Origin of the sequence: Vibrio amylolyticus (genome assembly GCF_023145695.1) — a bacterium.
Classification (GTDB): domain Bacteria; phylum Pseudomonadota; class Gammaproteobacteria; order Enterobacterales; family Vibrionaceae; genus Vibrio; species Vibrio amylolyticus.
Genome location: NZ_JAJHVV010000006.1, coordinates 253,831 through 279,711, shown reverse-complemented (window position 1 = coordinate 279,711; position 25,881 = coordinate 253,831). Strand labels below are relative to the sequence as shown.

Genomic DNA, 25,881 nt, shown 5'->3' with positions numbered 1-25,881 from the left:
TTAAACGTTTAATTAGTATATGTATATGATTTTTAAAGAAGCTTAATAATTGCTCAGACACTATGATTCTAACTACGAGAAAACAGTTTCAAAGTTTAATCTCTCTTAATGAGAATGGTGAGTATATTGCTCGTTATTCGAATTGGCGAATACACAGTGTTTTTCAACCAATATTTGGGCGTAGTCATAAAATTGTAGGAGTAGAGGCATTAGTTAGAATCACTACCTTGGAAGGGAAATCAGTTCGCCCTGATCTTTTTTTCAGTTCAACAGAGATTTCTATAAAAGACAAAATCAATTTGGATAAGTTAAGTCGTGTCATTCATATCAGAAACTTCGCTATCTCTGAATACAAAAAACTAAAATTATTTCTGAATATATTGCCTAGTGTTAGTGAGTATTTTGCTTTACATGATGTCAATAACTGCTTGCTATCCAATCGCTTGAACGAGCTTAACATCGACCGTTCTCAAGTTATTATGGAAATCGTAGAACTGAATGCTAATAACGAGTATCTCTTCCTTGAAGCTATTAAAAAACTTTCTACTTCTGGATACAGTATTGCAATTGATGACTTCGGTGCGTGTGCATCGACGATGGAGCGCGTTAAATCACTTCAGCCTAATATCGTTAAATTAGACAGAGAATTATTACTAGAGCATATGTCTGGACAGACAAATAGGCTTCTCGAAGGCATCAAATTAGCAAGGTCTATTGGAGCAAAAGTAATTGTAGAGGGGATAGAAACTCAACAGCACTATGACTCTATGATCAAACTAAATTTGGATATGTATCAAGGCTTTTATCTAGGTACCCCCGAAGCAATCCGAACTGACGTAAAAGAAGTCGTCTAACCGACACATACAAAACCCTTCCTCGACAATAAAATAGAGTTATTTCTCCCGCTTATTATCTGTCAAATGGTACTCGTAATTGCCTCTCCCCCAATTTCACATTGCATCTTCGTCGGTTTACTGTTCAATAGAAAGGCCCCTCATAAATAATTAAGAGGCCTTAAAATATCATCGTTTTATAGCAGGAAAGGTGACTAATAGTTGTACTGGTCGCCGCTCTACTTAGAATCACCATAACGCTCTAAATAAAGAACCGTAGCTGCGGTTCTCGAAGGGACTTTAAGCTTCTTTAAAAGACTCTTCATATGCACCTTTACCGTCGATTCAGAAATAAATAACCTGTCGGCAATTTGTTTGTTTCTAAACCCTTTTGCCACCTCTTGTAATATCTGCCTTTCACGTGTCGTGAGTTGGGAGAATATGTCTTCTTCCGAGCCTCTATTTTCTAGGTATTTCACGACTTCTTCACTGTAAGCTTTAGTGCCCGTTGTCGCTTGCTTTAATAGTGTGACAAGGTCATCAGGTTCCGTATCTTTTAATAAGTATCCATCTGCGCCCGCTTTAATGATCGCTTCGATGTCTGCTGCATTGTCAGAAACAGTCAAAATAACAATCGCCGCCGTCGCACCATCAGCACGTAGCGCTTTTAGCGTATCTAACCCCGACATTCCTTTCATATTGAGATCAAGCAAAATTAAATCTGGATCGATCTCATGTGCTTTGGCAATCGCATCAGCACCGTTACTCGCTTCCGCGACAACATCAAATTCATCTTCAAAAGCTAATAATTGACTAATACCACGTCGCATTAACGGGTGGTCATCCACCAGCATTACTTTACAATTCGTCAAAATCTACTTCCTTAAGCTCGTTGATATGTAAGGGTTACTGCACACCCGTTGTGTTTCGAAGAGCTTATTTGTAAATCACCATTTAAGCGAGATGCCCGTTCGTGCATTATTGTCGTTCCATAGTGATTCAATTTCTCTACATTTTTTTCAAAGCCGATACCGTTATCGACAATAGAAACAGTAACTGTGTTATCTTTTTCTAAACATTTTACTTCAATTTTTGAAGCATTAGCGTGTTTAATGGCGTTCATAGTGGCTTCACGGATCAACTGCAGCAAATGTACTTGCTGATGTGCGTCTAGCTCAATCGATGATAGCTCATTATCCAACTGAATTTCCGCTTCTGTTTGCTGTTCTAACTGTGACAACATCTCTTGTACCGCTTGACCGAAACTGCCTTCTTTTATCGTCAATCGAAACGTTGTTAATAACTCTCTAAGTTGAGTATATGCCGATGAAATACCTGTATGAATTTCTCCAATGACAACCTCTGTTTTAGCGGTATGTTGATTAGGCTCTTGTTTTGCTAACACTTTCTTTAACAACGATACCTGAATTTTCAAATAAGACAGTGACTGAGCCAACGAGTCGTGCAATTCACGTGCAATAGTGGCTCTTTCCTCCATGATCAACAATTGCTCTGCTTGTCTTTGAGCCTGATTATAATAAATGGCTCTTGATAATATTTGTACAAAATTGTCAATCAACGCCTGATCTGGGCAAGGTAACCCACTTTTCCAATAGAGAAAACCCAATTGAACACCATCTAATTCAAAAGGCTTCTTTTTATCGTAATTATCACAAACCTCACCAGCAACCAGTGTTGTATTTTTAACCCCAGCTTCGGATATCTCAATTTGCGCGGCTTTTATTCCTTCAATGTTTGCGATCTGGTTGAGTATCGCCTGAAAATTTTCTTGAGTAATTCTAGATGCTGTTAACTCTTGAGAGGATTTATAGAGGACACCAAGAGACTGATTGGCGTGTTGTAATCGATGTGTTTTATCGTTAACGGCTTTCTCTAATCCAGAATAGAGGTTACCTAAATCTGCTGCCATTCTATTAAATGCACGAGTTAGAATACCCATTTCACTTTGGCTTGATGTATCGAGTGCCACGTCAAACGTTCGGTTTTTAATTTGATCGCTAGCCGTCACTAGAGCTTTCAACGGACCAACGATTTCTCTTCGAATATAAAGAACAACATAAACACTAACAAGCATGATAGTACCTAAGCCAAGCCCTCCAACCCATGCAAGTATGATCATTTTTCGCTCTGAAAACATCTGCAGTTTAAATACAAAATCATCTATTTGTGACACGAACTGGGCAACACCTGCGGAGTATTGTTCTTTATCTTGGCTTGTAAGAATCATCTTCAATTCATGCCAACGACTAATCAAATTGTAGTAATCTTGTGTAATATCTTTAGGTACGATGAAGCCCTGAAGTTGTTTCATCGACGGTGAGTAGATAGAACGTTCAAACTGATAGATGTGAGAATCATAGTTTACTGAGTCAGTTTCAATATCGTAAGCCAAACGATAGCTTTGCATTCTCATTGAACCAGCAACGTTGACCGCCTCGGCATCATTTATGCTCGATACAAGCGTAACGATTGCCAAACTTGTCGTCACCAATGACAACGAAACAATCAATAACATCGCTTTTGCAATCGTACTCGTCACCGAGTGTTTAACCCTTTTTAGCAAAGTACACCCCTTCGCATATTGTGTATTTTATCAACACATTCAATTTCCTCTAATTGCTCATCTATAAGAATGTGATCACTCTCATCGGAATTTGTTGATCTAAAACATATTTACCCATTAATTAACCCCTTCTAGGTATTTATTCAAATATGTCAAAAACTACAATTTGTGTATAGATAAATACTGTTTATGAACAAGAAAAATAGACTACCCTTAAGGGGTATTGCTCAAATCAAAGGTAAAACAGTGGTAAACCTTTCAAGACGACGACTATTTTCAAGGACGAAGGTGAATGATAACGCCCTTCGCCTACCTTGGCTAAAAAGCAGTAGTAACTTTGTTAATGATTGCACTCGCTGCGGAAAATGCATCGAAAATTGCGAAAACAAAATCATAATTAAAGGTGAAGGTGGTTTTCCTACGCTAGACTTTTCTATCGACGAGTGCACATTTTGTTACCAATGTGCTGAGGTATGTCCAGAACCGTTGTTCGAATCGCAAAACAGTGAACCATGGCGTGCTGAAATAGTGATTAATGATAAGTGTTTAGCCTTTAAAAATATTGAATGCCGAAGCTGTAGTGAAGTCTGCGAATCAAGGGTTATTCAATTTAAACCTGAATTAGGAAAAGTCGCGCAACCCAAATTAAATCTTGATGAATGTAACGGATGTGGCGCATGCGTTTCGGTCTGCCCAACTTCATCAATCAATGTACGTAATGTCGATAATAACGAGAGATAACTATGGCACTAAACGAAGTGCACATTTCTAGTTTAGTGGTTCATGTTGCCCCTGAGCATCTAAATACTATTAAAGCGAAAATTGAAGAATTTGAGAACGCTGAAATATATGGCGATAGCCCAGAAGGAAAAATCATTGTGGTTTTAGAAACCGAAAACCAAGGATTTGTAACAGATACCATTGATGCTATTAACAATTTACCAAATGTTCTAAGTACTGTTTTGGTGTATCACCAAATTGAAACAGGCGTAGACGATACGGATATAGACACTGGAATTCAACATTCCTACACAGAGGGTGAAGTATGAAAATGACAAGACGTGCGTTTGTGAAAGCAAACGCAGCAGCATCAGCAGCTGCCGTTGCAGGCGTAACACTTCCTGCAACCGCAACAAACCTGATTGCGAGCTCTGACCAAACAAAAATAACATGGGATAAAGCGCCTTGTCGTTTTTGTGGTACTGGCTGTTCTGTACTTGTTGGTACTCAAAACGGTAAAGTCGTTGCTACCCAAGGTGATCCAGAGTCACCAGTAAACAAGGGCCTAAACTGTATTAAAGGCTACTTTCTATCTAAAATCATGTACGGTAAAGATCGTTTAGAACAGCCTTTACTTCGTATGAAAGATGGAAAATACGACAAAAATGGCGACTTCGCCCCTGTGTCTTGGGATCAAGCTTTTGATGTAATGGCTGAGAAATGGAAGCAAGCATTAAAAGATAAAGGCCCGACAAGTGTCGGTATGTTCGGTTCAGGCCAATGGACAGTAATGGAAGGTTACGCCGCGGCAAAAATGATGAAGGCTGGCCTTCGCTCTAACAATATTGACCCTAACGCTCGCCACTGTATGGCGTCAGCGGTAGTAGGATTTATGCGTACCTTTGGTATCGATGAGCCTATGGGTTGTTACGATGACTTCGAACACGCAGATTCTTTCGTGCTTTGGGGTTCAAACATGGCAGAAATGCACCCTGTACTATGGACTCGCATCACCGATCGCCGTTTAAGCCACCCACACGTTAAAGTTAACGTGATGTCGACTTACTACCATCGTTCTTTTGAGTTAGCAGATACAGGCTACATTTTCGAACCACAATCTGACCTTGCTATCGCAAACTTTATTGCTAACTACATCATCCAAAACGATGCGGTTAATTGGGACTTTGTGAATAAACACACAAACTTCAAGCAAGCTGAAACTGACATTGGTTACGGTCTGCGTGACGACGATCCTCTACAAAAACAAGCCAAGAATGCTAACTCAGGTGCAATGAGTGATATCTCATTCGAAGAGTACAAAAAATCTGTCGCGCCATACACGGCCGAGTACACTACTGAACTGTCAGGTGTACCAGAAGACAAACTGGTTGAATTAGCGAAGCAATACGCAGATCCAGACACCAAAGTGATGTCACTTTGGACAATGGGTACGAACCAACATACTCGTGGTGTGTGGGTTAACAGCTTAATCTACAACCTACACCTTCTAACAGGTAAGATTTCTACTCCAGGTAACAGCCCATTCTCACTAACCGGTCAACCGTCTGCATGTGGTACTGCTCGTGAGGTAGGTACATTTGCACACCGTCTTCCAGCAGACATGGTTGTAGCAAACCCTAAACACCGTAAGGTTGCTGAGAAAATTTGGGATATTCCTGATGGCGTTATTCCACCGAAGCCAGGCTACCATGCCGTACTTCAAGACCGTATGCTTAAAGACGGTAAACTAAACGCTTACTGGGTTATGTGTAATAACAACCTTCAAGCTGGTCCAAACATTAACGAAGAACGTCTTCCGGGCTACCGTAACCCAGAAAACTTCATTGTGTGTTCTGACCCTTACCCAACCACAACTGCGCAAGCGGCTGACCTTATTCTTCCTACAGCAATGTGGATTGAAAAAGAAGGCGCTTACGGTAACGCAGAACGTCGTACACAAGCTTGGTACCAACAAGTCGATACTGTTGGCGAAGCGAAGTCTGACTTATGGCAAATCATGGAGTTCTCTAAGCGCTTCAAGATGGAAGAAGTATGGACTGAAGAAATGCTAGCAGCCGCGCCTCAATACCGTGGCAAAACAATGTACGACATGCTGTTTGAAAACGGTCAAGTTGACAAGTACCCAATTGAAGAAGCTCGTGAACTCAATGACGATGCACACCACTTCGGTTACTACGTACAAAAAGGTCTATTCGAAGAATACGCAACCTTTGGTCGCGGTAAAGCCCACGATTTAGCCCCTTACGATGTTTATCACCAAGTACGTGGTTTACGTTGGCCTGTTGTTGATGGTGAAGAGACACTTTGGCGTTACAAAGAAGGTGCGGATCCATACGCTAAGAAAGGTTCAGGTTGGGACTTCTATGGTAAACCAGATGGTAAGGCACTGATCATTTCTGCACCATACGAAGCGCCACCAGAGTCACCAGATGAAGAGTTTGACCTTTGGATGTGTACAGGTCGTGTACTTGAACACTGGCACACAGGTACCATGACTCGTCGTGTACCAGAGCTGTATAAAGCGGTTCCAGATGCGTTGTGTTATATCCATCCTGAAGATGCGAAAGCTCGTGGTATTCGTCGCGGTGACGAAGTTCTTATCGAAAACAAACGTGGTGAAGTACGCGTTCGTGTTGAAACTCGTGGCCGAAATCGTCCACCACAAGGCTTGGTATTCGTACCATTCTTTGATGCACGGATTCTCATTAACAAATTGATCTTAGATGCGACCGATCCTCTGTCTAAACAGACAGACTTTAAAAAATGTCCTGTCAAGATCACTAAAGTCGCGTAATAGAGAATTATGAACGTACGGCAGCTGTTTTCCATATCAAGCAGCTGCTTATCAAAGGATTAGCCAATAGGCGGAGAAATTAACATGAAAAAACTGATTACAGCTCTATTGTCAGTTGGTGTTTTATTAACTGGTGTCGCTCAAGCAGAAATTGATAACCCGGGTGGTATCGGTGGTGTTGAGTCACTTCGTGGTGTAAGTGAACTTGAAGCAACTCGTCCAGCTGACGATTTTAAGAAGTTTCCAAAAGAACAAGTATTAGATAGCGAATTCGTTTATCAGCCACCTCTTGTTCCCCACTCAATCAGAGGCTACGAAGTTTCACTGAATGCCAATAAATGTTTAGCGTGTCATAGCTGGAAGAATGCGAAAGAAATGGGCGCAACAAAAATCAGTGTGACTCACTATGTCAACCGAGAAGACGCAGTACTTGCAGATGTATCACCTCGTCGTTACTTCTGTCTTCAGTGTCACGTTCCTCAAGCAGCAGCGAAGCCGCTAGTTGAGAATGAATTTAAACCTGTTGACTCGTTACGCTAATCGTAGCCGGAGTGAAAGAGAGGCTATTATATGAAATTACTTAAAGCGTTTTGGAAGCGCCTATCAAGCCCTAGTAAAGCCGCCGTTGGCGTTGTTTTATTCATGGGCTTTGCTGGTGGCTTACTGTTTTGGGGGGCATTTAACACGGGTATGGAAGCAACAAATACAGAAGAGTTCTGTTCTGGTTGTCACGCGCCTATCGTTAAAGAGATCCAAGAGACAATACACTACTCTAACCGTTCCGGTGTTCGTGCAATCTGTTCTGACTGTCACGTACCACATGAATGGTCAGATAAGATAATCCGGAAAGTTCAGGCTTCGAAAGAGTTGGTTGCCCACTTTATGGGCACGATAAACACACAAGAAAAATTTGAAGCGAAACGGGGCTACCTTGCTAACCGAGAGTGGCAACGACTTAAGGAAAATGATTCTTTAGAGTGTCGTAACTGTCACGAATTTGAATTCATGGACTTCTCAGAGCAAAATTCTCGTAGTGCCAAACAGCACTCTACTGCTTTAGCGTCCGGAGAGAAGACTTGTGTAGATTGTCACAAAGGAATCGCACACAAACTGCCAGACATGCATGGTGTTGAAGGCTGGTAATAAGGAGTCAGAATATGAGTACACTTGAATCTGCTATTTGGCATATTCTGGGCTACAGCGCAATGCCAGTGATCATCCTCGCAGGTTTTGCCGGAGTTGCAGCCGTCTGTATTTGGTTACTGTCATTGGGTTCAGATAAAGAAGTCTAATTATCACCCTCTAGATATCATCCAAACAAAAGCCACCAAATTTGGTGGCTTTTTTCTGTCTAATCAAACATAGTGCTAATCAAATAGAGTGTTTAAAATGTCTGTAAACAACTACTACTCGCTTGGATAACCTTGCGGGTTTGATGATTGCCAACGCCAAGTGTCCTGCGTCATCTCTTCAAGCGTTCGTTCGGCTTTCCATCCTAGCTCTGTGACCGCTTTAGCTGGGTCTGCCCAGCACTCTGCGATATCGCCAGCACGACGAGCAACGACTTTATAAGGCACCGGCTTACCTGACGCACTTTCAAAGGCTTTAACCATATCTAGCACGCTATATCCATTGCCTGTCCCTAGGTTATAGATATGTAATCCATGCTTAGCGCCCACTTTCTCAAGCGCAGCGACATGGCCATCTGATAAGTCCATAACATGAATATAATCTCTGATTCCAGTACCATCGGGAGTCGGGTAATCATTACCAAATACCGAAAGGAATTCGCGGCGGCCTACAGCCACTTGAGAAACAAATGGCATTAGATTATTCGGGATGCCTTGTGGATCTTCGCCAAGCTCACCTGTTGGATGTGAACCAACAGGGTTAAAGTAGCGAAGTAACGTAATACTCCAGTCTGAATTCGCTTTTTGAAAATCCGTTAAACACTCTTCTACCATAAGTTTGCTGCGACCATAAGGGTTCGTCGCACTGGTCGGAAAGTCTTCAGTAATTGGCACAGAAGCAGGGTCGCCGTAGACCGTTGCAGATGAACTAAATACTAGGCTCTTAACATTGGCTTCTCGCATTGCATCAACTAAAACCAATGTTCCGTTAACGTTGTTGTCGTAGTATTCAAGTGGTTTTTCAACAGATTCACCGACCGCTTTCAAACCCGCGAAATGAATAACGTTTTCAATATCGTGCTCTTTCATTACTTTAATCAGTAATGATTTATCGCGAATATCTCCATTAATGAAAACAGGACGCGTACCTGATACTTTTTCAATACAGTCTAAAACGCTACTTTTACTGTTGTACAAGTTGTCAAAAATAACTGGGGTCATACCAGACTGAATCATTTGAATACATGTATGGCTCCCGATGTAACCCATGCCACCTGTTACTAAAACGTTCATCTCATCAATCCTTTAAGTTCTTTACTTATGAGAGTTGTAAATGTTTGAATACTTTACGTCATTCAATGTAATTTTCCCTCAGTATATACGATTTTTTTCTCGCATATACAACGAAGTATAGACCTCACAAGCAATTTTAGTGACCTTCTTAACTTTTGTTCTTTTCATAAAATAAAAGGCTCATCACCGTTATTTGACTTATATTTACTTATGATTAAATCCATTCACTATGAGATGGAGTCAAAGGATGACTCTATGGGCTAGGTAAAATATGGGACAAACAACAATTACCTTGAATTGTGACATGGGTGAGAGCTACGGCGCCTGGAAAATGGGTTCAGATGAAAAGGTAATGCCGTATATCAATATGGCTAATATCGCCTGTGGTTTTCATGCATCCGATCCTGAGATTATGAGTCAAACCATTGATTTAGCCTTGAAACATCACGTAAAAATTGGGGCGCACCCTAGTTACCCCGATATTGCAGGTTTCGGTAGGCGTTCAATGGTCTTTGAACCACAGCAGCTATCGAATTTACTTATTTACCAAATTGGCGCTATCAAGGCACTTTGTGAGAGTAAAAATAGTGAACTTAAGTACGTCAAACCTCACGGTGCTTTATATAATGACATGCAAACTGACCATCGTATTTTCGAAGCAGTAATTGATGCGGTCTCTTGCTTTCGTGTTCCTCTGATGACTCTCGCTTCCCAACAAGATGATGAAAAACTAGAAATCGCCGATCGCTTCGATGTACCGCTACTTTTTGAAGCCTTTATAGATAGGGCTTATCTCGCTAACGGGTTACTTGCACCAAGGACAATAGAGGGCTCAGTGTTAACGCATCGAGATGACATACTTAGCCAATTAAAACAAATCGTCGACTACCAAAGAGTCACCACACTAGACGGTTTCATTATTCCTATTGAAGCCGATACCATTTGTGTTCATGGCGACAACGATGATTCAATTCAACTGATCCAAGAGATTTCCACTTTTCTCAAGGGCAAATCAAATCGTTGAAACACCTAGCCTTTTATAAGTCGGAGTTAGTTTTGAATTGTTCCATTGACCCCGTTGCAGAGTGCTCTGTATTAGTCAGTTTTGATTGTGAGTCATCAAAATCACTCTCATTACAGATCGGCGCGTGCGCCACCGCTATCCTAGAGTCCCACTCTGATTGGATTATGAATATCACACCGTCTTACCGGACTATTTTGGTCGACTACCTTCCCCATAGAGTGTCACTTGCAAACTTAATTCAGTCGATCGAACAAACCCTTAAAAGGCTTGAAGCAAGCCCTTTTCCCGAAAAAGAGTCGATTGTCCTTCCTGCATTTTATGACGAATCAACAGGGCCCGATCTTTACCGTTACTTCAATGATGGGTTAAGTTTGAAACAGATCATCGAACTCCATACCCAACAAACCTATACAGTATCTGCCATTGGATTTGCACCCGGTTTTGCATTTTTGACGAGTGTCCACTCAACACTTCAAAAGCCCCGTCTTGATACTCCTCGTGTGTCCGTTGCTAAAGGGAGTATTGCAATTGCCAACAATCAAACCGCAGTTTACCCTAATCAATCACCAGGTGGATGGAATATCATTGGAAATTGTCCAATTCCTCTATACAACCCTCTTGAGCAGCCTATGACGCCCTTTTCAATCGGTTCGATAGTTAGGTTTAAATCGGTGTCAAAAGAAGCCTTTCTCTCTCTTGGGGGAGTAATACCCGGTAAGGACGTTTAATGGATATTGATAAAAAAGGCCTAAAAGTTGTTAAGCCTGGTCAATTGAGTCTTATACAAGATTATGGCCGCTTTGGTTATAGTCACCTAGGCGTGACGCAAGGTGGTCCAGTTGATGACTATGCGTATAGCTGGGCTAACTACCTACTAGGTAATCCCGTCAATTGTGCCACGATTGAGATAACGTTAGGCCAAGCAGAATATGAGGTACTACAACCTTGCACGCTTGCCATTACAGGTGGAGATTTAGGTGTAACGTTAAATGGCGTTCCGATTAACAACTGGAGTACTTTCAATGCTTATCAGGGGCAAACCCTGAAGTTTGGTTTAGCAAAGAATGGTCTGAGATCCTATTTGGCTGTCGTGGGTGGTTTTAACGTTTCTCCACAACTAGGTAGTTGCTCCAGTGTAACAAGAGATAAGCTAGGAGGTCTCACACAGAATGGTTTGCCACTAAAAGGGGGCGAAATCCTCTCATTTTCACCACACCACCAGCAATTGAAGCCATTGTCGCTCACTTTCAGATTTACACCGAATTACAATTTACCACTTAAGCTTAGAGTGATTGAAAGCTATCAATTTGCCAATTTCTCATCAGAATCAATTACGCGTTTTTATCAACAGCCATTTTCTGTTAGCCAATACATTGACCGTATGGGTTATCGACTTACTGGTGGAAAAATCCCGCCACCAAAAGGCGATATCCTAAGTGAAGGCATTGCTCTAGGATCTATTCAAGTTCCCCCTAGCGGTGAACCTATTATTTTACTCAATGATAGACAAACGATAGGTGGATATCCAAAACTTGGCTGTGTCGCTCGAATAGACCTCCCCCGCCTAGCTCAAGCTAGGCCGGGTCAAGCCGTTCAGTTTATTAAAGGGGACTTAGCGGGATTACAAGACGTATGGTGTCAATGGGCTCGTTTTTTCGGTTACTAACGCTATGCTCGCATGAATTTACTGAACGCTCCCGGTTCTTAAAGCAAGCTCTTGTGGGTAAGCACGTTCGTCGGCCAATTGTCTGGCTTTCTCTTCAACTTGTTGGTAATCCAATGAAAGCGATACAGGGTGTTGCTCCTCTATGCTGTCATTATTAGGCAACGACAATTGCCAATGACTCACCAATTTTTTTGCCGCTTCTAATGCTGAAGATCCTTTTACAACTTCAATCCGAGCATAATTTTGAGACTCAAAACTCACATCAGTTGACCGTAAAGTTGCATCATTACCTGGGATTTGCTGCGCTCCGAACAGAGGTTTTGCAACCATCTTTGCGTTATCAAAAGAGGGAATAAACTGCCCCATGTGATGAATCGCTTTCGACGTTCGTTCAGACATAACCTCATCAGGCCAACCACTGCTTATCTTACCTAGTAGTCGAGACGGTAATACTGGTTGCGCAGAACTGCGCGTAGAGGACACTAAGCCATCTTTAAATAGAGTAATATCTTCTGTCATACCATGCAGTTGAAATACACCGTTAGCATAAGGTGTTAACTGCGCCATACCTTGTGGCGTGCCTCTCGGCCCATGAAAGATTACCTCAGGCCACTCTTGATTACATGAATCCCACTTTGTTAGGTAAGCCGCCTTAAATTCGACCATACGGTCTCTAGAGTAGTCTGCTTCGTCATCCACTGAACCCGTCTGATAACCACATGCATTGATCAGATACTCGGCTCGAATCTGCTGCGGTTCACCATGGCTATCTTGATACGTCAAAAGCCAACCTAACTCATCATATTGTGCTCTAATTAAGGCTGAATTTGTCATCACCTCACAAGTAGCGACTTTATCAAGGATAAGTGCTGCACTCGCGGCTAAACGAAACACGCTCCATCCATATTCTTGTACGGCAATGACTGGATATTTCAATGAATCAAGATTTGCATGTTGAGCAAAAGGAATGATCCAATCATCAAATGATTCAGGACTAGAGGGTTGAGCCCTACTCTGTAGGTGAAGTAAGTCTGATTTCGTGTAAGACTTGAAATAATTGCACGGCTTTCCTAACACTTCATTTCGACCATCTTGAGCGATTAACGCCTCATAGCAATGTTTTATATCGTCTAGTCGATTAAGTACTTGTTCGGGGTCTCCACTATCAGCCATTGGAGTCGCAATTACGGTAGGTCGACGATTTACCGTATGAGGAAAAAGTCGAACGGTTGTTATCGATTGCTCTAAAAGCTCCAAGCACTGTTTGGATGAGATTTCACGATACAAATTACCACCCGCGTGCAAGTGGCAAATAGGGGGGCCGTTAACTAAGCTGTCGCCTTTTTCAAGAAGTGCTACAGAAATACCTAACTCGCTTAAATGAACCGCTGCAGTTGAGCCAGAAACCCCCCCGCCAATAATCGCGGCTTTCACTTGTTTTAAGCTCTTTACTTCTTTTTCCATAAAAAACATCAGTAAATTAATTCTTTGCGTATTTTAGAACCTTAGAGCGCTTATTCAACCGATATTTGCAACTAGCAGTGACTCTTTCTTGCAAATGTAAATGTTAAAAAAGTCTAAAAAAAGCTTGACGCTATAATTCTAAATTCAGATTTTTACGACTGTGTGAATAATTTAAATCACGCAGATAAAGCCCTTAAAGGGCTGAGCCAAGATTGCAGTTATCTACAGGGTAAGTTATCCAAGGATTTATCCACCGTTTTTGTGGATAACTGCATAAAATGAGTTCTTTAACTTTAAGCAATCGCTTTATTCACGGGGGTTAACAGAGTTTTAACTAAACTACCCACAACGGCCAAAAGTGTGCAAAAAGCAACCAACGGTAACGCAAGCCACAGCCATACATGCCACGTGGTAGGTAACTCAAAACCAAACTTCATAATACCACCTACAACCAGCTCAGCGCCCAAGCATGCAACTAGTCCTGCTACTAATGCCATTAGCCCATACTCTGCCCATATTGTGCTTTTGATGAACTTATTCGTTGCCCCCAACGTTCGATATAGCCGAAGTTCATCTTGGCGCTGTGTGATACTTAACTGCAATAATGTAAAAATAAGAAGTAATCCAGCCACGCCTCCAAGACTGGCGAGTAACGTAACCGCCCAGACAAACTGTCGAAGTAAGGATTCAATTTTGCTCCCCATCTCGCGAATATCCATTAAACTGACCGTTGGGAATTGGCGTGACAATTGAGATAGCAACACTTCATTTTCTGCTTCAACTCGAAAACTGACAAGATAACTCGCCATATGACCTTCCATTAAGTCAGGCGTAAAAATAAAGTAAAAATTCGGTTTCATTTCTCGCCACTCGACTTCCCTAATCGAGTTAACCTTCGCCTCAATTCTTTGTGCACTTATCGTAAACGCAAGCGTATCTCCTATCTTGATTCCTAAATCCTGGGCAACTTGAGATTCTACAGATACCCCTTTTTCTTTGCCCCACTCGCCCTCGAGTACTGGGTTATAATCGGGTAATGTGTTAGCCCAGGTAAAATTCAGTTCTCGCCTTAGTGCATCGCTTTTATCTTCACTACCGCTGTATTCCTTAGCATCCATTCCGTTAATGTCAGTCAAACGTCCGCGAATGATTGGAAATGCCGGTGAACGCTCAATACCATTAGTATCAAGTTCCGCCAAATATCGGTCTTTTTCTTGCTCTGATATGTTTAACGAGAACGCATTCGCAGAATTGCTTGGCAACGTTTTCTGCCAATCCTGTAATAAATCGGTTCGCACTAGCCATAGTGTTGCAATAAGCATGAGTGAGAGCCCTAACGCACTGTACTGTAATCCCGTCATCACTGGCGTTCGATGAATGCGATTGAGTGCTAATTTATAAGGTGGACTTAGTGGCATTTTTTCAAAGACTTTCGTCACAACTAGGCTCATCGCCGCGAGTAAAGCAATCAAACCTACTAAACCACCGAGTAACATCCAAACTAACTGGTTGGTTGCATAATAGGTAATCAAAGGCACAATAGGCACCGCTATCAAACCCAAATATCGACGGCTAATAGAGAGTGTTGAGGCAGGCTGCATTGCTTGCGCCGCTCCGATGTTCAATAAATTAAGCAAAGGAATACCTAGCGCCGGAATCGCTATTAGGACACAAGTCAATAACGACAATAAGTAAGGTAAAAAACCGAACGAAGGGAGCTCCTCTGGCAATACACCACTAAGAGGTAGTCTCAATAGATACTCAAGGAGCAATCCAGAACTATACCCAGCGACAGTAGATACCGTTAAGAGAATTCCCATTTGCATAATTACCCACCGTTTCAACCACTGCTTCGTAGCGCCAAGGCTCTTAAGCATTGCAACCGTCGTACGCCTAGATGCCACATAACTTTGGCAGGTCAATATCAAGGTCGCAGAGGCCATCAAAATAACAATTGCAACGCTTAATGATAGGTATTGAGTTGTATTGTTAAACACATCGCTGGTTCGACTTGCGGTATCCGTATCTTTCCAACGTTCACTTGCTGTTAACTCTACGTGTTGCTTGAGGTTATCTAATGATGTTGGATCTCCATTAATGAAGAGCTGATAACGTACTCGGCTACCGATTTGAATCGCTCCGGTTTGTTCAATATCCGAATAATGGATTAACACGGTAGGCATTTGCTGAAACGGATTGAACGAAAGCCCAGGTTCTTCAGCAATAGTACCTGTTATGACAAACTCAGCATCACCGATCGCAAGCGTTTCGCCAATCTCAGTATCTAACTGAGTTAGTAACCGTGAATCTAACCAAAGTTGATTTTTACTAACACGGTTTACCTCACCCGCAAGCGTGGCTAAACGCATCTGTCCACGCAGTGGGTAACGACTTTCCACTGCTTTAACGGACACCAGCTGCATTTCGCTGTCGCTGAAAGCCATCGTAGCGAAACTTGTGACCCGTCCTGTTGTAACAGGTTCCGTTTCTATAATTTCTTCTAACGACAATGGTAACGGGTTAGACGATTGAAAAACGAGGTCAGCCGTCAATGCATCTTTACCCTGTTTGACAACCACTTGTTCAATTCGCTCTGCCAGTGCAGAAAGAGCAAAAACACAGGCTATGATGAGTGATAGTGATAACGTAATCGGCCATAATTGACCATGGCGAATCTCTTTTACGCTCCAACCGAACAACCATGCATTTTTAGATTTATTTGGCTTAGTTATGGTTGAAGTCTTCATTCACGCTCACCGACTTCTTCTGCTTCAACTTGACCGGACTGTAAGTAGATGGTGCGGTCACATTGTTTCGCCAAGGATAAATCGTGAGTCACCAACACTAACGTCGTACCATGTCGCTTGTTCAGATCAAACAGCAGCTCGACGACTGTTGAAGCGGTATTTTGGTCTAAGTTACCCGTTGGCTCATCCGCGAAAAGTATTTTCGGCTTGATCATAAATGCACGAGCTAACGCAACACGCTGCTGCTCACCACCAGAAAGCTGTGAAGGCGTATGTTCAAGTCGATTGGTTAACCCTACCTGTTCAAGCAACTGTTTTGCTCTCGACTCATCCACCTCATCGCCATTTAACAAGCAGGGTAACGTGACGTTTTCTAATGCAGATAAGGTCGGTACCAAAAGAAAGCTTTGGAATACAAACCCAATTTTATTAGCTCTTAGTGACGCCCTTTCATCATCGCTCATTGAAGAAATTTGCTCTCCAAGAAGCTCAATGCTGCCACTTGTCGGCGTATCTAACCCAGCAAGTAACGTCATCAAGGTTGATTTCCCAGCGCCTGACGTACCGACAATGGCAATGGTCTCACCTTCTTTGACATCGATATCAATTTCGTTAAGGATGGTAAGAGATTCTCGTTTGTTAGAAATAACTTTTGATACACATTTTGCACTGATAATGGATGGTTGCATGATTCGGCTATTTTCCTTAATTTTTATTTTTTCATTCTCTGCAGTCGCTAACAGCAGTACGTTACTGGTGTTAGGCGATAGTTTGAGCGCTGGGTATAATATGCCGATAGAAAAGGCTTGGCCCTCATTGCTCAGCGAAGCGTTAGAAAAACATAATAAAACTATTCAAGTCGTTAACGGTAGTATTTCTGGTGATACAACGGGTAATGGTCTATCTCGCTTACCACAACTTCTCGAACAACATAAACCAGATTACGTACTCATTGAGCTCGGTGCTAATGACGGATTAAGAGGCTTTTCCCCTAAACTCGTCTCCAATACGTTAACCGACCTAATATCGATCACTAAACAGTCAAATGCATCGCCTATTTTAATGCAAATTCGTATTCCACCCAATTATGGTAAACGGTATAGCAATGCTTTCTATCAAATGTACCCAAAAATCGCGGAACAAGAAAACATTCCCATCATTCCTTTCTTCCTCGAACACGTTGTGATCAAACCTGAGTGGATGATGGATGACGGTTTACACCCAAAACCTGAAGCTCAGCCCTGGATCGCTGAATTTGTAGCGACAAGTTTGTACGAACATTTATAGTTTTAATGGTCTAGCTCAATTCAAGTGCCACGACTTTACGTTATTTTAACAAATAGTTTGTCGTATAGATGGTGAATTGAGCATGAACAAACCTAGAAAGCTCGCTCTTTTTCACCATCGGTTTATCAATAAGGTCCTACAATGATCATAAAACCGATTATCCAAGGCATGGTCGCCAGATCCGCTCACCCACTAGGCTGCGAACAAGCCGTACTTGAACAAATTAAAATCGCGAAACAATCAGACCCCATTAAAGACGGGCCTAAAAAAGTTCTTATCCTAGGTGCTTCGTCGGGGTTTGGCCTTGCTTCAAGAATAGCACTGACGTTTGGTGGTTGTTCAGCGGATACGATCGGTGTCTCCCTAGAGCGAGGGCCTTGTGCCAAAGGAGGGGCATCCGCTGGGTGGTTCAACAACCACTATTTTAAACAGCACGCAGAAGCCAGTGGACATATTGCGATCAATATCGACGGAGACGCGTTCGCAGAAAGTACACGGTTACATGTTATTGAGGCTATTGAAACGTATTTTGAGGGTGAAGTAGACCTTATCATCTATAGCCTCGCAACCGGCGCTAGACCTAATCCAGAGACAGGCGAACTTTGGCGTTCTACCATTAAACCCATTGGTGAACGTATCAAGAGCAATCTAATTAGCCTTGAAGATGATCGATGGTCAGATGTGGTTCTGGAGCCAGCTACTGAAAAAGAAGCACAGACAACAATTAAGGTTATGGGGGGGGAAGACTGGGAAAGTTGGATAGATACGCTAATTAATTCAGAGTCAATCGCACAAGGGTGTCAAACCATCGCTTTCTCCTATGTAGGACCCGAAGTGACACACCCACTTTATCTTGATGGAACATTAGGCCGTGCAAAAATCGACCTGCACCAGACGAGTCATTCACTCAACCTTAAACTAGCCAACTACCGAGGCGGTGCCTATGCGACGGTTTGTAAGGCGCTAGTAACAAAAGCCAGTGTTTTTATTCCAGGCCTTACGCCCTACATGATTGCGCTCTACAAAGTAATGAAAGAAAAAGGATTACATGAAGGTTGTATAGAACAAATGCAACGTCTCTATCGTGACCGCTTGTTTGGCCAAAAACAGGTACCTTTAGATTGCGAACGTTTGATCAGAATGGATGATTGGGAACTTCTACCAGAAGTTCAACGAGAGGTGAGTACGATTTTAACTCATATGAATAGCAATAATTTTGCCCAGATTGGCGATTACGATGGGTTTAAGTCTGATTTCCTTAAACTAAATGGTTTCAACTTTGAGACAATTGATTACATGCTTCCAGTTAATACTGATGTATTTATCAATTCAAACAACTAATAAATATAGAGTCTCACTAACAAGACTGCAACTAAAGAGTAAAATCCCTAACTCAATGTAGGGATTTTTTTTGTTACATTACTAAAGCGTTCTTATAATTAAGAAGTTAACAAACATTGAGCACACAACTTACAGATGTTGAAGCAACGGAAGCACTGCATGAACTTAAACCTCAAGGAGCAATAGATATGTCCAAGATCGATGCTCAAAGACTCAGCGTCCCGCCAGAAATGTTGGACGGATGGCAAAGTACATTGAACTTGCTAGCAGAGATAGTGGCAGTCCCTTCAGCACTAATCATGCGGGTACATAAAAATACCATTGAAGTCTGTTGTTCGAATACTAACTTCCCTAACCCATACAAAGTGGGTGATAGAGAACGCCTTGGACAAGGCCTTTACTGTGAGACAGTAATCAATGAAGGTATGGAATTACTTGTGTCCAATGCCACCAAGGATGCGAATTGGTCTCAAAACCCAGACATTAAACTTGGAATGGTTTCGTATTGTGGCTTACCGCTTAACTGGCCAACAGGCGAACACTTTGGCACGATCTGTATTCTCGACGAAAAAGAGAATCAGTTTAGTTTAACCTACCGTCAACTTTTAGACCGTTTTCGTATTTTATTAGAATCACAATTAACCACTCTTTATCAAAATGAAAAGCTTTATGTACTAAATCACGAATTACAAAATCGTGTGAATAATAGAACCAAAGACCTAGCAAGCCTTAACTTCTCTCTTAACAAAGAAATCGATAAACGAAGAGCAGCAGAAGAACAGGTTCATTACCAAAAACATCACGACATAGGCACTGGGTTTCTCAACCGAAACGCCCTAGAAAAAGAATTAGCCTATCATCTGAATCACGCCATTGAACAACGAGAGCATATTGCGTTGGTGCACATAGGGTTTACTAACGGTAGACGGTTACAATCTAAATACGGCTACAATGAGTGGGACAGAATTTTAACGCACTATAGCCATAGACTTAGCACTAGCATAAAAAATCTAGACATAATTACCGCTAGGCCAACTTCTACAGACTTAGTATTGCTCGTTAGAGCGAATCAACTTATGGGACAAGTTGAGGCGCTTTGTCATACACTTGTTGAGGTAAGTCATTCCGAGTTTGTGATTGAGCAAGAAAATGTTCACCTACACGCTTATATTGGTATTGCGACATCTGAAGACACGAATGAAAGCGCAGAGTTACTAAAATTTGCCGCCGAAGCGATGCTTTCTTGCAAAGACTCCGGTCATAAATTTAGTTTTTATTCTCAAACCTTCTCTGAAAGCCATAGCCACATGAACCAGTTAGAAAGCTATTTACTTCAAGCAGTGAGAAGCGATGATTTGTTGCTCTATTTTCAGCCTAAGGTGGCCCCTGTGACACATAAGTGGACGGGAGCAGAAGCGCTTTTACGCTGGCGTCACCCAATTTTAGGCGACATATCAAACGAAAGACTGATCCATATAGCTGAACAAAACGGGTTAATTTTTGAGGTGGGTAACTTTGTTTTACGTTCGGCAATCGAAAAAGCCGCTCAATGGGCACAAAAAGTCTCAGACTTTAAAGTGGCAATTAACATCTCAGCAATTCAATTAAAGAACATCAATTTTGCTAATCAGGTACAAGATTTGTTGGAAGCCTATCAACTCCCTGCACACTACTTAGAACTTGAAGTAACAGAAAGTGGACTCATTGGTGATGAACTCGTGGCCAAGAACACATTAACCGCATTACACAACCTTGGTGTGACATTGTCACTTGATGATTTTGGAACAGGCTATGCGTCATTCCAATATCTTAAAAAATACCCATTTGACTGCATCAAAATAGACAAAAGCTTCATTCAGCAATTGGACAGTAGCGAAGAAGATCGTGCGATCGTGCGCTCTATTATCAGTGTCGCGAAAAAGTTAAACCTAACGGTTACGACCGAAGGGATTGAAACGCTTAGCCAGGAGGCTTTTATCATAGGTGAAGGATGCGAGTTTGGGCAAGGCTACTTATATGGCAGACCTATGCCATGTGATGAGTTTGAGCTCGGTTTGTTCAACCAAAATCAGTCCAGCGATAACCAGATAGCGCTACCCTAATAATGTGTTGAATTGTCTTTACTCTCTTGGCGGTGGTTTCTATAATCGCCGCCTTAATATTTTTACGTGAGCAAAATGGATATGGACCAACTAACTGCCGTCCTTAAGAAACTAGAAAAACAAAACTACCGTGCCTACCAGCAAATCAAAGGGCAATATGATTTCGGTGATTTTGTATTACATATTGACCATATCCAAGCTGATCCTTATGCTTCTGCCTCACGATTTAGAGCGACCAGAGCTTGGTCCCTAACTGGCCTAGACTGGTTAAAAGATCAGTCCGCTGATTACCAAATTGCAGCGCGTGATTTTATTGCTCGAAACTTCGCTGAGTACGCAAAGCAAGACAATAATGTAAGTATCGCCCTATCTGGTCAAACCGTATTAGACAGTACCTCTGTTCTTTTTACCGAAGAAGGCATTGAGCTTCGTTTTCGAATTAATCTACCGGCAGACGGGCGTAGTATATTGGCAAAGAAAGCCAATAATATCTTAACCTTCCATCTTCCTAAGTTCATTCGTAAATCAACCATTGAACGTGAAATGGATAAAGAGGCACTCATTCACCATTGTCAGGTAATCGAAGATCAAGCTGCAATGCGTGCTCAACTTACTGAAAAGAATTTAACAGCCTTTGTTGCTAACGGCAGCGTGTTACCTCGTGTTGCTGGTAACTGTGATTTCCCAATGAAAGATGCCGTGGCTTTTGAGGCTCCAGAATCACTAACCGTATCGCTAGACACTCCAAATCAAGGTGTTGTGACGGGTATGGGCATACCTAAAGGTATCACGTTGGTTGTCGGTGGTGGTTTCCATGGTAAATCTACACTGCTTAACGCCATAGAGCGTTCAATCTACAACCATATTCCTGGGGATGGACGTGAAGGTGTCGTCACCGATACAAAAGCAATGAAAATTCGAGCTGAAGATGGTCGCTGTGTGCATCATTTGAATCTTTCAAACTATATTAACCACTTGCCTATGGGTAAAGATACCACTGACTTTACAACGCAAGATGCCTCTGGTTCGACATCTCAAGCAGCTTGGTTACAAGAGTCCATTGAAGCGGGTGCTCATGCTATATTAATAGACGAAGATACCTCGGCGACTAACTTTATGATTCGCGATGAACGTATGCAAGCGCTCGTATCAAAAGGTCAAGAGCCAATTACTCCTCTCGTTGACCGTATAGGGCAATTAAGAGACTCCCTTGATGTCTCAACGATTGTCGTTATGGGTGGTTCAGGTGATTATCTTGATGTCGCGGATACCGTTATCCAGATGCATGACTATCAAGCTGTTGATGTAACAGAAAAAGCTAAGCAAGTGATTCTTCAACACCCAACAGAAAGAACAAACGAATGTGAGTCACCGTTTGAGACTTTCAAGCCTCGTGCCATTCACTGTGCCGCTTTGCAGACTCAGCTAGCCGAAGGGAAATTTCGCGTCTCGGCGAAAGGAAAAGACGCGCTTCGATTTGGTAAAGAGTTCACTGACATTTCCGCCCTTGAGCAGCTTGAATCGAGCTCAGAGATCAACGCAATTGGTTGGACATGGTTCCAATTTGCTCAAACACCAGGATGGTGCCAAAACCCTGCGAAAACAATTGATCAACTGCTCGGTGACGATTGGCACGTTAACATGCCAAATCACGGTGATCTTGCCAAGCCTCGTGTACTTGATGTTATGTCAGCACTAAACCGTATGCGCAAATCGCAATTTAAAGCCAGTAGCTAGTTAAAGTCAGTCACTAGGTTTACCAAAGCGAAAGAGATTCAAACCTCTAATGAAATGAAAAAAGATGGCTAGTTAGCCATCTTTTTTTGTTTCTCATTCACTGTCGTTAAATAACTAAACTACGACGATTAATGCCGTAGAATATTCCACGCTTCGCAAAGGACTCTGAATTTATCAGCGTTACCGTTATCTCTATCAGGATGCCATTTCAAAGCGAGCTTTCGCCATGTCTTGCGAATTTGTGAATTACTCGCATCTGTGCTCAGTTCAAACAAAGAAAGTGCTCTTGCCCTGTCCATATCTTTCCCATTTGTACTACCAACAAATTCACGGTACCTCGACCAAAATTCATTCAACAACCGTTTAACCTCACCCTCTTCCGCTTCATAGTTTACCCACTGGGTATAATATTCTCGTAACGGGTCTTCAACATCTATAAAGCACTGAGGGGCTGTAGAAGACGACAATAGAGCAATATCCATCGCCTTTACTTGCAACCAGTTATCCGGGTATAGCGTCTCTTGCAACTGATACAGTGCATTCATTATCAAAAAGTTACGTTTGAACAAGTCTTTTTCTGGTTGAGCATCAAGTAACGGAACAAACCCAAGCTCGGTAATATGTGACGCGAGCGTGTGTACCTTCCAACCAGAAGGTTTTTTCCTCAACACATCTAAGATGGGCCAGACCAAAGGGTTTTCCATGTAACTTTGAAAAGTAGCGGTAAGCTCGTGTTGTTCCGTCATAGTCTAGTTCGTTTTGGGCTCATAGTTTAATTGAAAAGCAGGAACGGTAATTTGTCGAATAATTTGTATGCTTCACTTTTCGCGATATGAGCCCTGCGGCAAAAATCGACGTTTTTCCCCATTTTTTCGTAAAGATCTTCCATACTCCTTTGGGGTGTGAGTACAAGGAGATTAGACATCTACACTCGCTTTGATCCACTCTAAATAAGGGCTTAAGCCATCACTAAAAGGAACTTGGACAATCTGGGGAACGTCATACTCATGAAGGTCGGTAATTTTCCCTTCAATGTCGGGATAACACGATTGATTGGTTTTAATAATAAGGAGAATTTCTTTGCTACAACATAACTCCCCTTCCCAAACGTAATGGCTTTCGATCGGCATCGATTGAATACATGCCGCTAGACGAGAATCAAAAAGGTTTTGAATAATCAGCTTTGCTTGCTTGTCATTGGGTACCGTGGTCAAGACCATGCAGTTCTTCATTTGCAACGTTTCCTTATAAATGGAACAACCATATGTTAAAATTTATGAATTGCTTCTCAAAGTACACATGAAAACTATCGAAGGGATTTAACAAATTGAGATCTAGGCTAAGATAGTTCTATGCATCTTGCTTAAGGTGCTGTAAAGCTGCCGAGAACACTTTATGACAAAAAAAAATAATATAATAAACAACCCTACGAGCTGTCCGTTATGTGCCAGCGATGATTTCTTATTATCAGAGGATAACGAAACCCTTATTTGTGCCCAATGCGGCTCGCATTTGACTCAAGTATCCCATCTACAGCCAGCAATTTTGTCCCCTTGCGCGTCACTAAAAAACAAACTTATACACTCTGCAAGCTACTCGATTCATTAAGCCATTCTTGAATTGATGAGAGTTTAGAAAATGTTTCTACTTGGTGCTTGTTAGACCCAGAGCTACTAAGTAGAAACGTTTTAACGCCCGCACTAAGTCCTGCCTCAATTCCTTTCACCGTATCATCTACATAAATACACTCAGAGAGTGAATAGCCCATATTCATTGCCGCGTAACAGATCAAATCAGGATCTGGCTTCCAGCTATTTGCATCAAACGCAGAGAACATTTTTCCATTAAAATAAGAAGCTAATTCGGTCAGTTCTAGGGAGTATTTGATTTTGTCCAAAGGGCCGTTTGAGACAACGCAGTATTCGATACCTTGATTATCTAGGTAATTAAGTAACTCAACTGAGCCATTCATTGATTTGAGGTCACGCTCGAACAGAACTTTTAGCTCAGTTCGGTACAGAGGTTCTAAAACATCCAAGGAGATTTGAACGCCAACATGCTCACAAGCAGCCAATAGAATATCGGCTAACTTTCCTCCTTCAAAATGAGTAAGGGCATCTTGAAGCGGAAACTCTATATTGAACCTTGCAAAAACATTCACTAACGCCTGACAACATAAGCGTTCACTATCAATAAGAGTTCCATCACAATCAAAAATAACACACTTTATATCTCGAGCCATTTTCCATCCTCACGTTGCATACGTTCTCATCATATTAGAAGTCGCAACGTAAAATTGGATCTATATAACACTACGTAATAATCACGTTGGTTAACAATGAAAAAATACGGCTCAGTCACTAAATTGGGGCACGTTACTTTACTTTAACTCAATGTATACCGCTCTATCTGACTCAGTTTTTTCATTTGTGAGGCCAATAAGGTGGGTAACAAACGACATTCTCAGCGCGTCTTGGCCTTCAGCTATCGTATTGTTTTTATCAGTAACGACAATATCTGAGATGAGCAATGTATCGTCCGACTCTGTCACTATCGCAGCCGCAGAAGGCTCTCCATCTAGAAAAGCAATGTATAACTCGCAAGGGGGCGACAGAATAATTTGGGTAAAGAACTCTAATACATTAGCTTGCTGCTTTTCACCTTTCCATTGGGATGATTGGAGTAGAGAAAACATAACCGTTAATCTGTGAAAATCGACTCGATATACATTTTCTACGTCAAAGAGAGGCTTATCATAAGAAGCACTAGAGTCCCACTTGTCATACTCTACGGAGCTAATACGCTGTTCGTATAACGCTTTGCCTTCGAGGCTCTCTTTAGTTGGGTATTTAACATCTACATGCTGAAGTAACCATTGATTTTTGACATTAGCGATAGGCAAAGAACTGAGGGACATGCTGATTTTCCAAACTAAGGAGTTAGATTGAGGATAACGACACAACGTAAGAGTCACAAGCGTTATTGTTGATAAATTTGGTGGCCCCACACTCTGTATAAATATCTCATTTATCAGAAGAATCACAGCATAGTCCAGAATGGGGCATAACGTTAAATAAATAGGTTTACCTAGTTAGCTTCCCTTTATACACTGATCCTTAGCCTAAATTACATGAGCAA

General features: G+C 41.9%; 24 protein-coding genes. 14 read left to right on the top strand and 10 right to left on the bottom strand.

The genetic code is table 11. The features are described 5' to 3' along the window. The first annotated feature begins 62 nt into the window (after nt 1-62). Nucleotides 63-854 carry an EAL domain-containing protein gene (locus tag KP803_RS11570; protein ID WP_248008988.1) on the top strand — a complete coding sequence of 264 codons (792 nt, stop codon included), beginning with the start codon at nt 63-65 and terminating at the stop codon, nt 852-854. Nucleotides 855-1,072: 218 nt separating this feature from the next. On the opposite strand, the gene KP803_RS11565 is transcribed toward KP803_RS11570, so the two are convergent. Both KP803_RS11565 and narQ read right to left on the bottom strand, forming a co-directional pair. Continuing rightward, nucleotides 1,073-1,705 (bottom strand): response regulator, encoded by a 633-nt coding sequence (locus KP803_RS11565; RefSeq protein ID WP_248008987.1) that lies wholly within the window; start codon nt 1,703-1,705, stop codon nt 1,073-1,075. A gap of 11 nt (nt 1,706-1,716) precedes the next feature. Then, the gene (gene narQ, locus KP803_RS11560; protein ID WP_248008986.1) at nt 1,717-3,417 is read right to left on the bottom strand and encodes a nitrate/nitrite two-component system sensor histidine kinase NarQ; all 1,701 of its coding nucleotides are present in this window, start codon (nt 3,415-3,417) and stop codon (nt 1,717-1,719) included. A 246-nt stretch (nt 3,418-3,663) separates the two neighbouring features. Here narQ and napF point away from each other — a divergent pair, with 246 nt between their 5' ends. The 6 genes from napF to KP803_RS11530 all read left to right on the top strand — a co-directional run bounded on the left by napF (nt 3,664) and on the right by KP803_RS11530 (nt 8,244). After that, nucleotides 3,664-4,158 carry a ferredoxin-type protein NapF gene (gene napF / locus KP803_RS11555; protein WP_248009061.1) on the top strand — a complete coding sequence of 165 codons (495 nt, stop codon included), beginning with the start codon at nt 3,664-3,666 and terminating at the stop codon, nt 4,156-4,158. A 2-nt stretch (nt 4,159-4,160) separates the two neighbouring features. Then, nucleotides 4,161-4,466, top strand: coding sequence for a chaperone NapD (locus KP803_RS11550; RefSeq protein WP_248008985.1), 306 nt, complete (start codon nt 4,161-4,163; stop codon nt 4,464-4,466). Further along, nucleotides 4,463-6,952, top strand: a complete 2,490-nt coding sequence (napA, locus tag KP803_RS11545; protein ID WP_248008984.1) for a periplasmic nitrate reductase subunit alpha — start codon at nt 4,463-4,465, stop codon at nt 6,950-6,952. The genes KP803_RS11550 and napA overlap by 4 nt, the downstream gene beginning before the upstream one ends. 84 nt (nt 6,953-7,036) lie before the next feature. Further along, entirely contained in the window at nt 7,037-7,492 is a 456-nt protein-coding gene (locus KP803_RS11540; protein ID WP_248008983.1) for a nitrate reductase cytochrome c-type subunit, read from the top strand. A gap of 30 nt (nt 7,493-7,522) precedes the next feature. Beyond that, on the top strand, nt 7,523-8,095 hold the full coding sequence (locus KP803_RS11535; protein ID WP_248008982.1) for a NapC/NirT family cytochrome c: 573 nt from the start codon (nt 7,523-7,525) through the stop codon (nt 8,093-8,095). 14 nt (nt 8,096-8,109) lie between these two features. Beyond that, on the top strand, nt 8,110-8,244 hold the full coding sequence (locus tag KP803_RS11530) for a TIGR02808 family protein (protein ID WP_248008981.1): 135 nt from the start codon (nt 8,110-8,112) through the stop codon (nt 8,242-8,244). A 114-nt stretch (nt 8,245-8,358) separates the two neighbouring features. Here the strand turns inward: KP803_RS11530 and galE are convergent, their stop codons facing one another. After that, nucleotides 8,359-9,375: a UDP-glucose 4-epimerase GalE gene (galE, locus tag KP803_RS11525; protein ID WP_248008980.1), complete on the bottom strand. Its 1,017-nt coding sequence runs from the start codon at nt 9,373-9,375 to the stop codon at nt 8,359-8,361. 271 nt (nt 9,376-9,646) lie between these two features. Between galE and KP803_RS11520 the strand changes: the two genes are divergently transcribed. Genes KP803_RS11520 through KP803_RS11510 form a run of 3 tightly spaced genes read left to right on the top strand, consistent with a single transcriptional unit; the run spans nt 9,647 to nt 12,065 of the window. Further along, nucleotides 9,647-10,399: a 5-oxoprolinase subunit PxpA gene (locus KP803_RS11520; RefSeq protein ID WP_248008979.1), complete on the top strand. Its 753-nt coding sequence runs from the start codon at nt 9,647-9,649 to the stop codon at nt 10,397-10,399. A gap of 32 nt (nt 10,400-10,431) precedes the next feature. After that, on the top strand, nt 10,432-11,127 hold the full coding sequence (locus KP803_RS11515) for a 5-oxoprolinase subunit B family protein (RefSeq protein ID WP_248008978.1): 696 nt from the start codon (nt 10,432-10,434) through the stop codon (nt 11,125-11,127). Then, nucleotides 11,127-12,065 carry a 5-oxoprolinase subunit C family protein gene (locus tag KP803_RS11510; RefSeq protein WP_248008977.1) on the top strand — a complete coding sequence of 313 codons (939 nt, stop codon included), beginning with the start codon at nt 11,127-11,129 and terminating at the stop codon, nt 12,063-12,065. Before KP803_RS11515 ends, KP803_RS11510 begins: the two co-directional genes overlap by 1 nt. Before the next feature lie 18 nt (nt 12,066-12,083). Here KP803_RS11510 and KP803_RS11505 read toward each other — a convergent pair whose 3' ends face one another. The 3 genes from KP803_RS11505 to KP803_RS11495 form a co-directional block, all read right to left on the bottom strand. Beyond that, nucleotides 12,084-13,529: an FAD-dependent oxidoreductase gene (locus tag KP803_RS11505; protein WP_248008976.1), complete on the bottom strand. Its 1,446-nt coding sequence runs from the start codon at nt 13,527-13,529 to the stop codon at nt 12,084-12,086. Nucleotides 13,530-13,822: 293 nt separating this feature from the next. Next, the gene (locus tag KP803_RS11500) at nt 13,823-16,276 is read right to left on the bottom strand and encodes an ABC transporter permease (RefSeq protein WP_248008975.1); all 2,454 of its coding nucleotides are present in this window, start codon (nt 16,274-16,276) and stop codon (nt 13,823-13,825) included. Continuing rightward, nucleotides 16,273-16,965: an ABC transporter ATP-binding protein gene (locus KP803_RS11495; protein WP_248008974.1), complete on the bottom strand. Its 693-nt coding sequence runs from the start codon at nt 16,963-16,965 to the stop codon at nt 16,273-16,275. Before KP803_RS11495 ends, KP803_RS11500 begins: the two co-directional genes overlap by 4 nt. On the opposite strand from KP803_RS11495, the gene tesA reads away from it, so the two are divergent. The 4 genes from tesA to KP803_RS11475 all read left to right on the top strand — a co-directional run bounded on the left by tesA (nt 16,964) and on the right by KP803_RS11475 (nt 22,743). After that, nucleotides 16,964-17,563 carry a multifunctional acyl-CoA thioesterase I/protease I/lysophospholipase L1 gene (gene tesA, locus KP803_RS11490; RefSeq protein WP_248008973.1) on the top strand — a complete coding sequence of 200 codons (600 nt, stop codon included), beginning with the start codon at nt 16,964-16,966 and terminating at the stop codon, nt 17,561-17,563. The two genes, KP803_RS11495 and tesA, sit on opposite strands and share 2 nt — an antisense overlap. A 141-nt stretch (nt 17,564-17,704) precedes the next feature. Next, on the top strand, nt 17,705-18,904 hold the full coding sequence (fabV, locus tag KP803_RS11485; protein WP_248008972.1) for an enoyl-ACP reductase FabV: 1,200 nt from the start codon (nt 17,705-17,707) through the stop codon (nt 18,902-18,904). Between the two features lie 188 nt (nt 18,905-19,092). After that, entirely contained in the window at nt 19,093-21,006 is a 1,914-nt protein-coding gene (locus KP803_RS11480; RefSeq protein WP_248008971.1) for a bifunctional diguanylate cyclase/phosphodiesterase, read from the top strand. A gap of 81 nt (nt 21,007-21,087) precedes the next feature. Further along, a complete protein-coding gene (locus tag KP803_RS11475; protein ID WP_248008970.1) occupies nt 21,088-22,743 on the top strand; it encodes an ABC-ATPase domain-containing protein in 1,656 nt (551 codons plus the stop codon). A gap of 128 nt (nt 22,744-22,871) precedes the next feature. Here the strand turns inward: KP803_RS11475 and KP803_RS11470 are convergent, their stop codons facing one another. From KP803_RS11470 to KP803_RS11455, 4 genes are all read right to left on the bottom strand, one after another. After that, nucleotides 22,872-23,489 carry a DNA-J related domain-containing protein gene (locus tag KP803_RS11470; protein ID WP_248008969.1) on the bottom strand — a complete coding sequence of 206 codons (618 nt, stop codon included), beginning with the start codon at nt 23,487-23,489 and terminating at the stop codon, nt 22,872-22,874. A 171-nt stretch (nt 23,490-23,660) separates the two neighbouring features. Continuing rightward, the gene (gene cutA, locus KP803_RS11465) at nt 23,661-23,975 is read right to left on the bottom strand and encodes a divalent-cation tolerance protein CutA (RefSeq protein WP_248008968.1); all 315 of its coding nucleotides are present in this window, start codon (nt 23,973-23,975) and stop codon (nt 23,661-23,663) included. A 344-nt stretch (nt 23,976-24,319) separates the two neighbouring features. After that, the gene (locus tag KP803_RS11460) at nt 24,320-24,985 is read right to left on the bottom strand and encodes an HAD-IA family hydrolase (protein ID WP_248008967.1); all 666 of its coding nucleotides are present in this window, start codon (nt 24,983-24,985) and stop codon (nt 24,320-24,322) included. A 138-nt stretch (nt 24,986-25,123) separates the two neighbouring features. Next, nucleotides 25,124-25,660: a flavodoxin gene (locus KP803_RS11455; protein WP_248008966.1), complete on the bottom strand. Its 537-nt coding sequence runs from the start codon at nt 25,658-25,660 to the stop codon at nt 25,124-25,126. Between the last annotated feature and the right edge of the window lie 221 nt (nt 25,661-25,881).